12 protein-coding genes are annotated in these 11,771 nt (G+C 42.9%); all 12 read left to right on the plus strand.

The annotated features are described in order from the left end of the window. Window positions 1–500 precede the first annotated feature (500 nt). The 12 genes from D0463_RS03150 (at window position 501) to ccsB (ending at window position 11,703) form a co-directional block, all read left to right on the plus strand. Complete coding sequence (locus D0463_RS03150) at window positions 501–1,265, plus strand: segregation/condensation protein A (protein ID WP_117304976.1); 765 nt, start codon at window positions 501–503, stop codon at window positions 1,263–1,265. Then, window positions 1,252–1,833, plus strand: a complete 582-nt coding sequence (gene scpB, locus D0463_RS03155) for an SMC-Scp complex subunit ScpB (RefSeq protein WP_117304978.1) — start codon at window positions 1,252–1,254, stop codon at window positions 1,831–1,833. Before D0463_RS03150 ends, scpB begins: the two co-directional genes overlap by 14 nt. A 106-nt stretch (window positions 1,834–1,939) precedes the next feature. After that, the gene (locus tag D0463_RS03160; protein WP_117304980.1) at window positions 1,940–2,350 is read left to right on the plus strand and encodes a hypothetical protein; all 411 of its coding nucleotides are present in this window, start codon (window positions 1,940–1,942) and stop codon (window positions 2,348–2,350) included. A 22-nt stretch (window positions 2,351–2,372) separates the two neighbouring features. Continuing rightward, window positions 2,373–2,861 carry a YpuI family protein gene (locus D0463_RS03165; protein ID WP_117304983.1) on the plus strand — a complete coding sequence of 163 codons (489 nt, stop codon included), beginning with the start codon at window positions 2,373–2,375 and terminating at the stop codon, window positions 2,859–2,861. 709 nt (window positions 2,862–3,570) lie between these two features. Continuing rightward, entirely contained in the window at window positions 3,571–4,449 is an 879-nt protein-coding gene (locus D0463_RS03170; RefSeq protein ID WP_117304986.1) for a superoxide dismutase, read from the plus strand. A gap of 382 nt (window positions 4,450–4,831) precedes the next feature. Then, window positions 4,832–5,986, plus strand: coding sequence for a D-alanyl-D-alanine carboxypeptidase family protein (locus D0463_RS03175; RefSeq protein WP_117304988.1), 1,155 nt, complete (start codon window positions 4,832–4,834; stop codon window positions 5,984–5,986). Continuing rightward, on the plus strand, window positions 5,979–6,572 hold the full coding sequence (locus D0463_RS03180; protein ID WP_117304991.1) for a nucleoside recognition domain-containing protein: 594 nt from the start codon (window positions 5,979–5,981) through the stop codon (window positions 6,570–6,572). Before D0463_RS03175 ends, D0463_RS03180 begins: the two co-directional genes overlap by 8 nt. Window positions 6,573–6,582: 10 nt before the next feature. Further along, on the plus strand, window positions 6,583–7,110 hold the full coding sequence (locus tag D0463_RS03185; protein ID WP_483295712.1) for a spore maturation protein: 528 nt from the start codon (window positions 6,583–6,585) through the stop codon (window positions 7,108–7,110). Window positions 7,111–7,507: 397 nt separating this feature from the next. Further along, window positions 7,508–8,239 (plus strand): pseudouridine synthase, encoded by a 732-nt coding sequence (locus D0463_RS03190; protein ID WP_117304995.1) that lies wholly within the window; start codon window positions 7,508–7,510, stop codon window positions 8,237–8,239. A 93-nt stretch (window positions 8,240–8,332) separates the two neighbouring features. After that, complete coding sequence (gene resA, locus D0463_RS03195; RefSeq protein WP_117304997.1) at window positions 8,333–8,863, plus strand: thiol-disulfide oxidoreductase ResA; 531 nt, start codon at window positions 8,333–8,335, stop codon at window positions 8,861–8,863. 18 nt (window positions 8,864–8,881) lie between these two features. Beyond that, window positions 8,882–10,525, plus strand: a complete 1,644-nt coding sequence (resB, locus tag D0463_RS03200; protein ID WP_117305000.1) for a cytochrome c biogenesis protein ResB — start codon at window positions 8,882–8,884, stop codon at window positions 10,523–10,525. Then, entirely contained in the window at window positions 10,525–11,703 is a 1,179-nt protein-coding gene (gene ccsB / locus D0463_RS03205) for a c-type cytochrome biogenesis protein CcsB (protein ID WP_117305003.1), read from the plus strand. The genes resB and ccsB overlap by 1 nt, the downstream gene beginning before the upstream one ends. Window positions 11,704–11,771 lie beyond the last annotated feature (68 nt).

The raw sequence follows: 11,771 nt of genomic DNA on the forward strand, positions 1-11,771 counted from the left end.
TGGATTTACGAGTGATTATCTGAATATACGAGCGGTAATCAGAATATATGAGCGATGACTCGGATATATGAGCGATTATCTGAATATATGAGCGGTAATCAGAATATATGAGCGATGACTCGGATATATGAGCGATTATCTGAAAATATGAGCGGTAATCAGAATATATGAGCGATGACGTGGATTTACGAGCGATTATCTGAATATACGAGCGGTAATCAGAATATATGAGCGATGACTCGGATATATGAGCGATTATCTGAATATATGAGCGGTAGCCAGAATATATGAGCGATGATCCTGATATATAAGCGGTTATCCGAATTGAGCGATGTTCTAATAAGAGCAATCACCCCGAAATATGAGCAGAGCTCTAAATTTTTTAAATGGGGAACTGCCCTATGTGAAAAAGAAAGATACCTATTGGATAAGTTCGGTTAATCTACTATACTGAATATAGTTGATAAAAGTTCGGAATGAATTTAAATGGGGTTTTATACATGTACAATATAAAAATTGAAGCGTTTGAAGGACCTATGGACCTTCTCCTTCATCTGATCAATCGTCTTGAAATAGATATTTATGATATCCCGATGGCAGAAATTACAGAGCAATACCTCAGCTATATCCATGCCATGAAAGAATTGCAACTCGATTTGGCAAGTGAGTATCTGGTCATGGCCGCGACTTTATTGGCAATCAAAAGCAAGATGCTCCTTCCTAAGCATGAAGAAGAATTGCCTGAAGATGAGGAAGGCTTCGCTTATGAGGAAGATCCGCGGGACGAGCTGGTCGAAAAGCTGCTTGAATATCGCAAGTTTAAAAATGCGGCTAATGATTTTAAGACACTTGAGGAAGAACGGAATCTCGTGTTTACCAAACCTCCTAGTGACCTATCGGAATTTTCTAAGGCGAAGGAGCAGGAAAAGCTGGATCTGAATGTCAGCTTATATGATATGCTCGGAGCTTTTCAAAAGCTGCTTCGTCGTCAAAAACTTCAAAAACCGCTATTTACGAAGGTGACCCGACAGGAAATATCAATCGAAAAGCGAATGGATGAAATTCTTATCGACCTTAGATCGTTCGGTGGAAGAAAAAGCTTTTTTGATTTATTTCCCCATCAGGATAAAGAACATATTGTCGTCACATTTTTGGCAGTCCTGGAATTGATGAAACTAAACGAAGTTTTCGTTGATCAGGAAGGGAATTTTTCAGAAATCTTAATTGTGGCTAAGGAAGGTGTAGAAGCAGTTGGAAGTTATTAATTGGAAGGGAATCCTTGAAGCCTTGCTTTTCGCGGCCGGGGATGAAGGTTTGTCGTTAAAACAGATATCTTCGGTTCTCGAAATCACTGACATACAGGCGGTTGACATTGTTGAGTCTTTAAAAGCTGATTATGTGGAGGAAGCACGGGGTATACAGATTGTTGAAATGGCCGGAGTTTACCAGCTTGCCACGAAAAAGGAACATTCGGACTTTCTGAAGCGGCTGGTGGAAACACCTGGGTCACATGGGCTGTCCCAAGCCGCATTGGAGACGCTCGCAATCATTGCCTATAAGCAGCCGATTACGAGAGTGGAAATAGAGGAAGTAAGGGGAGTATTGACGGAACGGCCGCTCCAGACGCTCGTTTCCAAAGCATTGATTAAGGAAGTGGGCCGTGCGGAAGGTTCAGGTCGTGCGTATCTGTACGGGACAACAAAGGAATTTTTGGATTATTTCGGCTTGAAGTCCATTGAGGAGCTACCGCCTCTTACTGTAAATGACGAGGAAGATTTTGAACAGGGAGAAGCCGATCTGTTTTTTGAAAAATTTCAGAGAACAATCGAATAACATTTTTTACTGAATTGTGATAATATACTATATAAAAATGAATACCTTTTTGTAAAATAAAATGCGACAGTTGAAATTTCTAAGGTGGCAAACTGGAGGGGTTTCCTTGATTATTAAGGATTGCAGGGGATATGAGCTGGAGAAAGCGCAGTCCAATACCCCGGAAGATTTTTTTAACCAGTCTGAAGTAACATACATAGAGAATGGGGAGGAGAAAACACTCCACGTTTTGTATGTCCGTTATTTCGATGAATTTGCCAAAGAATTTACGCCTTATTCCGCCAATCCGCTGTTTACCGCAGGGGGAAAAGAAATTTATCTTTATGACATCGCTGCGATCGTTTGCCTACTGAAAAACCCCGATTTCAGGACACGAAAAAGGGTATACATCAATACGAAAAAGGAATTCGCTTCCTATTTCGAGAGAGTGAACTTTGATAAGCTTCCTGAAGTTTTCGAGGCGCTAGAGCAAAAGAAAGAGTACAAGTTTACCAAGGATTTAGAATTCATCATTTAATTAACTTGAGGAGGGTTTACGGTTGGGGAATATGATTGTTAAATCTCAGCTTGAGGATGTACGTAATTTTTTAGAAAATACGGTTGATAAGCTTGAACAGTTTTTGAATGAGACGACTTATTCAGGGCTGCAGCAGGAGAAAAACGGTGATGAAACCTATTATAAAGGCGTTTTATCCAGCATAAGAAAATTGCTCGTAAACTGTGAAGAAGGGCTGGAAGCTTGTCAAATCGTCCTTAAAAATGAGGTTTTTCATAAAGCGGCGGCCGAAAAAACCTTATATAGAATATATCACCAGTGCATCGATGAATATTTTTCGCCAAAGCAAGACCGCTGGTATGAAGACAGCCGCTCGGCTTACACCGGGAAAAACTCGATTAAATTTCACACCGAGGTTCCCGAAAGCATCATCGGCGTATTGAAGGATTTAGAAGCCGGTTTTCAGTCTATTAGGGAAGAGCTTGAATTCTATGAAACAGACTACCGTACAAAAATGATGCAATCCAAATAATTGATTTATTATAAAAGACGGCCCAGGTCGTCTTTTTTGCGTCAGCGAAACGAATCCTAACTACGCCTTATACTTCAATTAATGAATTTTCTTTATTTGATTTTGCCCGTCAAGTACAAATTTATATAATCGAGCATAAATCCCGATCATCGAGCACAAATCAAGATAATCGAGCAGAAATCCCAATCATCGAGCACAAATTATATAATTGAGCACAAATCCGGATAATCGAGCACAAATCAAGATAATCGAGCAGAAATCCCAATCATCGAGCACAAATTTATATAATCGAGCATAAATCTCGATCATCGAGCACAAATCCGGATTATCGAGCACAAATCAAGATAATCGAGCAGAAATCTCAATCATCGAGCACAAATTATATAATCGAGCAGAAATCCCAATCATCGAGCACAAATCCGAATAATCGAGCACAAATCCAAATAATTGAGCAGAAAACCAAATAATTAAGCAGAAATCAATTTTGATGAGTCTTCCAACCCTGAAACCAAAACGTATTCATGCCCTTATCAAAAAATGCCTTCCACACACAATGCGGAGGGCATTTTTCTTTTTCTAAAGATAAGGGTGGGCACTCTTGTAACGGAATATCATATGATACATTGACACTGGGTTTCTGTCCTAGTATTTTCAATCAATCCCCGTTCGACTGTTAGGCGGTTACGGGGGATTTGGGAGGCAAGTGGAAATGAATGATCATAAGGAATATGGCGTACATGTAAGGGAGTGGGCAAAAGGGATTTCTGAACTACTGGAGCAAACTGGATTGCGTGAAAATATATCAGATAGCATCGAGAATGTTCTAGCTTTATCAACTTCTCTCGAGGACGGGTCTGCTTCTGAAGAAAATGTGCTTGCCTTGCAGCAGGCGGCTGATTCTCTCCATCGAAAAGCCGAAGAATTGCTACAGAAAGCAGCTCAAAGACAACAAACAGAAAAAACAATCGCGCCGGGCAAACACAAGCTGCCGCCGCTTCCATATCCATATGACGCGCTGGAGCCTGTCATCTCTGAGGATATTATGAGGCTTCACCATGATAGGCATCATCAAACATATGTAGACGGACTGAACAAGGCAGAGATGATGATGAAGAGGGCTAGGGAAACGAAGGACTATGAGTTGTTAAAGCATTGGGAAAGAGAGGCTGCCTTTCATGGATCAGGCCACTACCTGCATACTCTTTTCTGGGAAGTGATGATCCCTCGTGGATCGGGAACGCCAAAAGGGCCGTTGCTGAAACGACTGGAAAAGGATTTTGGAAGCTTTGCCGCGTTCAAGAAGCATTTTAGCGAAGCCGCGAAACAGGTTGAAGGAGTCGGATGGGCATTGCTCGTTTGGTCACCGCGTTCAAGAAGACTGGAAATTTTGCAATCGGAGAAGCATATGAATCTTACCCAATGGGATACGATTCCGCTGCTTGTACTGGATGTATGGGAGCATGCCTATTATTTGCAATATACAACAAACAGAGGAGCATACGTGGATAATTGGTGGAGTATCGTCAACTGGCCTTGTGTTGCGGAACGATATGAAGAAGCCCGAAAACTGGTTTGGCCGGCTTTTTGACTGTTAAGTTTGATCGATCGGCATTCGCCGGTCGATCATCTTTATTGTTAAGGTATTGATTTTTATTTAGAAAATTTATCGAGGTTTTCGACATCCAGCTCCAGCGCCTAGCCCTTCGAGGTCATAAGCCGCCCCTTTCAGGGCTTCCACAGGATTGTGGTGACCTCAGCGTTCGTCACAGGACGTGACGGGTATTAGCTGAGGTTCCTCGCTTGGCCATCCTGCAAGGTGCGTCTAAGGCTTGTCGGACTTGCCCAGGATGGGCTGGTGTCGACGTTCCTTGCATGCAAGGCGCTTCCGCTTTTATTCTTTTCAGCATTTTATTCATAACCCTTGTCCTAACGCATAAACTTGTACAAAACACAAAGGACGTGGAGAATATATGCATTCTTTATATAAAAGCATATCGGCTTTCTTAATTATTCTTTTAACTATTTCTTTATATCCTGCCGGAACGGATGCGGCGTTACCGGTCAGTTCTCATAGCGCCATCTTACTGGAGCAAGGAAGCGGCCGGGTTATTTATGAAAAAAACGCCCATGAAAAAAGCAAGATTGCCAGCATTACCAAGATCATGACCGCCCTTCTAGCCGTAGAATCAGGTAGTCTTGATGAGACCGTGAAGGTAAGCCCTAATGCCGTAGGGACTGAAGGGTCTTCTTTATATTTAAAGAATGGTGAGAAGATAAGCCTTGAGGATTTAACATACGGACTGATGCTTCGGTCGGGTAATGATGCTGCCGTAGCCATCGCTGAACATGTGGGAGGAAGCCTGGGAGGGTTTGTGTGGCTGATGAATCAGAAGGCTGAGGAAATCGGCATGAAGAACACGAACTTTTCTAACCCGCACGGACTCGACAATACAAAGAATCATTACTCAACAGCTTATGATATGGCTTTGCTTACACGCTATGCCATGGAAAACGATACATACAGGAAAATTGCAGGAACAAAAGTTTATCGGGCCCCGAATACGATGGAAAACTGGGATTATGTGTGGCGAAATAAAAACCGGCTGCTTACCCAGTTATATGAATATTGTACGGGCGGAAAAACGGGATACACCAAATTGGCGAAACGGACTTTGGTTACGACAGCCACCAAGGATGATCTTGATTTAATCGCAGTAACCCTGAACGGACCGGATGACTGGAATGATCATATTTTTATGTATGAATCTGCGTTTAAGGATTATCAAAATACGGAAATCTTATCTTCCGGCCCGATTAAAAAAGTAAAACAAAAGCCCTATAAAGGGAATGTTTATATCAAAAACAATTTTTATTATCCTTTGAATGAGGAGGAAAAAGAGGCGGTCCATATTAAAATCAAGCTGCTAAAGCCGGAAAAAAGCTGGAAAAAGAAAGGGGGTTTTCCTGATAAAGTCGGCCGTGCGGAGATTTATATGAACGGGGATAAGATAGGCGGCCGATCGATTTTTTACGGCGAGGCAAAGGAATCGTTCAAACAGGTATCGTTGGGTTCTAGATGGGTGGATATATTCGCCAGTATATTGGGGATTAACCAAAATGGTTAATTATTTATGGGTCGGGATGACGGTCATCGGTGTAGTGTTTGCCATGATCAACGGAACGATGGATCAAGTGAATGAAGCCCTTTTCAAAAGCGCGAAAGACGCCATCACGCTTTCCTTTGGACTGATGAGCATTCTCGTTTTCTGGCTTGGCCTGATGAAAATCGCCCAGGATGCCGGGCTGCTCGATAGGCTGTCAGGATTATTCCGGCCAATTATTACACGCCTTTTCCCGGAGATTCCACCGAATCATCCGGCCATGGGATATATTTTATCAAACATGATGGCCAATTTTTTTGGTCTGGGGAATGCGGCAACTCCGCTTGGCATAAAGGCGATGGAACAGTTAAAGGAATTGAACGGCGGGAAGGCCACTGTCAGCAGATCCATGATTACGTTCTTGGCCATCAATACGTCAAGCATCACCCTGATCCCGACTACTGTGATCGCCATCAGGATAACAAACCATTCAAGCAGTCCGACAGATATTGTGTTTCCAACGATTATCGCGACCGCAATTTCAGCTGTCGGCGCGATCGCGATTGATCGTTATTATTATCTTAAACGAACCCGGAACGGGGTGAAATAGTGTGCAGTGGATGACGACCATATCAGTCTGGATGATTCCTTTATTAATCTGTTTTATTATGATCTATGGAACTTTCAAAAAGGTTCCCACATATGAGGCATTTGTGGAAGGTGGCAAAGAGGGGATTTCGATGTCATTCTCGATCATTCCCTTTTTAGTAGGGATGCTTGTTGCCATTTCCGTTTTCCGGGCTTCAGGAGCACTTGATTTTATTGTCCAATTTTTAAGGCCCCTGCTGGGAATGCTTCATGTACCGGCGGAAATACTGCCGCTTGCCATCATCCGGCCGATATCAGGAACTGCGGCATTGGGGATGACGAGCGATTTAATTTCCGTTTATGGTCCAGATTCTTTTATCGGCAGGCTGGCCGCTACGATACAGGGAAGCACGGACACGACCTTTTACGTATTGACTGTCTATTTCGGAGCAGTCGGGATCAAGAAAATGGGCGATGCGGTCAAAGTCGGCCTGCTTGCAGATTTGGTCGGGATTATTGCGGCGATTGTTGTGGTTACACTTGTCTTTGGAACTAAATGAAGCAAAGTGGTGAGATCGCCACTTTGCTTTATTATTTTTCTAAGAAGATTTTAACTTTGATAGGTGCTAGCTACAACGTACAGGACGTACTAGTGCCGACGTCGCCACGACGTGACGGGTTTTAGCTGAGGTTCCTTGCTTGGCCCTCCTACGGTGCGCCTTATACTGGTCGGAGGCCCACAGGATGTGGTCAGAACGAAGAAGACATAACGATGTGGCGGTCTTAGTCGTTCTTCCTTACTTGCAAGGCACTTGCGCTTTTCTTATAAAAAATAATTTTTGGTGGGCGAAATAATCCTATGGTAAACTTTTAATGATAAAGATAATGTGCGATAATTGTATGATTGTGTCATACATAAATGAAATTCAAAAAGCAGAATCTAAGAGGTGACGATAGATGGAGCGTTTACAAAAGGTTATCGCTCATTCGGGGATCGCTTCCCGGCGAAAAGCGGAGGAATTGATTACAGAAGGAAAAGTAAAGGTGAACGGGAAAATCGTTAAAGAGCTCGGTACAAAAGTGGGTCCAAATGATAAGGTTGAAGTGAATGGAGTCCCGCTTACAAAGGAAGTTCCGGTATACTACCTGCTATATAAACCGCGCGGAGTGATTTCGGCTGTTTCCGATGATAAGAACAGAAAGGTGGTTACCGATTTCTTCCCGGAAATTACCGAAAGAATTTATCCGGTAGGCCGGCTGGACTATGATACATCGGGGTTGTTGCTATTAACGAATGACGGAGAATTTGCCAATATCCTTATGCATCCAAAGCATGAAGTGGATAAGGTTTACGTTGCGAAAATAAAAGGAATTCCATTGCGTGAAAATCTACGGAAGCTAGAAAAAGGAATCGTGCTTGAAGACGGTAAGACAGCGCCGGCAAGGACAAAGGTACTCTCAACCGATAAGAAAAAGCAGAGCACGATCGTGGAAGTTATCATTCATGAAGGAAAGAATCAACAGGTTAGAAGAATGTTTGAGGCAATCGGCCATCCTGTGTTGAAGCTGAAACGGGAGCGCTACGGCTTTTTGACTCTTCACGGCTTATCGGCTGGTGATTCTAGGGAATTGACGCCCCATGAAGTAAAACAGTTGCGGGCTCTTGCTGTCGCAGGAAAAAAATCGTAAGAACTGTCACATAATCTTCAATTATGGAAACAAAGGCCAAAGATTGATAAATGTTATAATGGAAGGAAAACGATAAAGAGCAGGGGGATTTATATGGAAAAGAAAAAGCGACGCCTGGTTCTAAGAACGGTTATCCTCCTTTTATTGGGTGCAGCTCTTGTGTACTCTTTATATGCCAATTTCACAAAAGATCAGGATACATCGGTTAAAATGGGATCCATTCCTCCTGATTTTGTGCTTACCGACATGGAAGGCAATAAGCATCGGCTTTCGGATTATAAGGGCCAGGGTGTGCTGCTTAATTTTTGGGGCACATGGTGCAAGCCTTGTGAAAGAGAAATGCCTTATATGGACAACCAATATAAAAAATATAAAGACCAAGGCGTTCAAATATTGGCGGTTAACATCAATGAATCGGATTATGCTGTGCAATCATTTGTAGATAAGCATAAACTGACATTTCCTGTCTTGATTGATAAAGGAGAGGAAGTGCGGATGGCTTATGACATCAATCCGCTTCCTTCAACGTTGCTTATTGATAAAGAAGGAAAGGTCGTTGATTTTATCACGGGAGAATTGACGGAGAAAATGATACAGGAGCAAATGGAGAGAATAAAACCATAACACGGGGAGTTTTTTTACATGGATGAAGTGAAATGCGAATGCGGGCATATCAATCCGCATGGCACTGTCCTCTGTGAAGCATGCGGCAGGCTGTTGGACGAATCCCAATCAGAAAATAAAGTGGTTGATATGCGCTATGAGGGAAGCGCCAGACGTTCGCAAACCTACAATAAGACAATCGTTGATAAAATATGGAATTTCTTTTCTTCAGTAAAAGTCGGTATATGGCTGATTGTCATCACCCTGGTTGCTTCGGCACTTGGAACAATCCTGCCGCAGGAAATGTACATACCGCAGAACATTCCGCCTGAACAGCATTATGAACAGGAATACGGCTGGTTCGGGAAGCTGTTTTACCAGCTTGGACTTCATAATCTATACAGCTCATGGTGGTACTTGATTTTAATCGCTTTAATCGGAACCTCCATTCTTATTGCAAGCATTGACCGCTTCTTTCCATTATACCGGTCATTAAAAAAACAAAAGGTATCCAGGCATGCTGGTTTTTTGAAAAGACAGCGCGTGTTTGGAATTACGAAGACTGAAAATAGAGACGCGGATTTTGAGGAAATTAAAAAGAGCCTCGAAAATCATCGGTATCATGTACGCATTGAAGACGGGAATATTCTTGCTGAAAAAAGACGTTTCTCAAGATGGGGCCCTTATGTAAACCATATTGGCTTGATTATATTCTTGATCGGCGGCATGCTGAGATTTGTTCCCGGCATGTACGTGGACGAAATGCTTTGGATACGTGAAGGGGAAACGAAAGCGATTCCAGGTACAGAAGGAAAATATTTCCTTTCGAGTGATAAATTCATTCTAGAGGTTTACGATAAGGAAAAGGAAAACGAGAATTTTTCAGAAGCTATTGAAATGAACGGTTCGATTGCGAAAAACTACCAATCTAACGTTAGCTTATATGAGAGGGTTGGGGATCAGGTAATCGGTGAGGAACCTGAACTGAAGAAGGTTAAAGATCATCAGATTAAAGTCAACCAGCCGCTAAAGCATGACCATTATGCGATTTATCAGGTGAATTACAAACGCGATGAATTAAATCAAATGAAGCTTGATCTGACCCATAAGGAATCGGGAGAAAAGTTCGGCATGGTAACGGTGGACTTATACGATCCACAACCAAAATACGATTTAAAGGAAGGCTATTCAGTCGAACTGATAAGCTACTTCCCTGACTTCGAGTATAAGGAAAACGGTGAACCCGGTACAAAATCCAGGATACCGAATAACCCGGCATTTTTCTTTAAAATGTATACGCCTGATAAACCAGAGGGAGAAGTCAGTTTTGTGGCGATTCAGCAAAATCTGGAGCCGCTCGGTGAAAATGACTACAAGATGACTTTTGCCGGGATCGAGACGAAAAATGTATCAGGTTTAACGGTGCGAAAAGATTTAACGCTGTGGGTTCTGGCTGTCGGCGGCTTTATTTTTATGATTGGTGTCGTTCAAGGTGCTTACTGGAACCATCGCCGTATCTGGATTCAAAAGAGAGATGGGGAAGTTTGGCTCGCAGGACATACGAACAAAAATTGGCATGGGTTGAAGCGTGATATAAACCGGGTCATCGAGAATACGATAATCGAGGAACCGCGTGATCAGCTTCAAGAAGAGATATCTTCAAAAAAAGGGGAAGATAAATAATGGCTCAACTAAGCAGCAATCTATTATATATCGCGTTTATATTATATTTAATCGCTACCTTTTTCTTTGCGGGCTCGATCAAAGATAAAAGAGGGCAGGCAGAAAAGAAACAAAACAAATGGGCAATGATCGGCATCATCATCACAATCATCGGCTTTGTCGCACAGCTTGGGTATTTCATCACAAGATGGATCGCAAGCGGACATGCTCCAGTCAGCAATTTATTTGAATTCACGACATTCTTCGGCATGATGCTCGTCGCAGCATTCATTATTATTTATTTTATCTATCAAACTCCTGTTCTTGGATTATTCACACTTCCTGTAGCGGTACTCATCATCGCGTACGCAAGTATGTTTCCAAGGGAAATTTCGCCGTTGATTCCAGCGCTGCAAAGTGATTGGCTTCATATCCACGTGACGACCGCGGCAGCCGGTCAGGCAATTCTGGCGATCAGCTTTGCGGCGGGGCTGATTTATTTGCTAAAATCCGTTGACCAATCGAAATCAAGTAAAAGTACTTTTTGGCTTGAAGCGACAATTCTTACATTGGTCATTACACTTGGCTTTGTGCTTGTTTCAACCATTTTCTCAGTAATGGACTACAAGGCGGAATTCGCCTATCTTGACAAAGAAGATAAAGAGGCCGGTGCGACCTATACCTTACCTCCGCTCGTCGGTCCGCATGAAGGAAAACTGTTGACTGATGGCAAAATGGAACCGGTTGTCGAAGTACCGGCGATTATCGACGCAAAGAAATTAAATACGGTCATCTGGTCCATATTTAGCGGCCTTGTTCTTTATGGTTTACTCAGACTCATTCTACGGAAACGGATCTCCGCCATGCTTCAGCCGCTCGTGAAAAATGTCAATTTGGACTTGGTGGATGAAATAGGCTATCGTTCCGTATTGATCGGTTTCCCAATTTTTACGCTAGGAGCGCTGATTTTCGCGATGATCTGGGCGCAGATAGCCTGGACCCGATTCTGGGGCTGGGATCCAAAAGAGGTCTGGGCCTTGATCACATGGCTGTTTTATGCGGCTTTTCTTCACCTTCGCCTGTCCAAAGGCTGGCATGGTGAGAAGTCGGCATGGCTCGCCGTGATTGGTTTCGCGATCATTATGTTCAATCTGATTTTTGTTAACCTGGTCATCGCCGGTTTGCATTCATACGCATAATTCTTAAGGGATCGACACTTCCTTTCCTGCACATCCCGGCGAATCCAGCTTGTGTAGGAGGTGTCGGG

This window comes from Bacillus sp. V59.32b (assembly GCF_003429085.1).
Taxonomy (GTDB): Bacteria; Bacillota; Bacilli; order Bacillales; family DSM-1321; genus Peribacillus.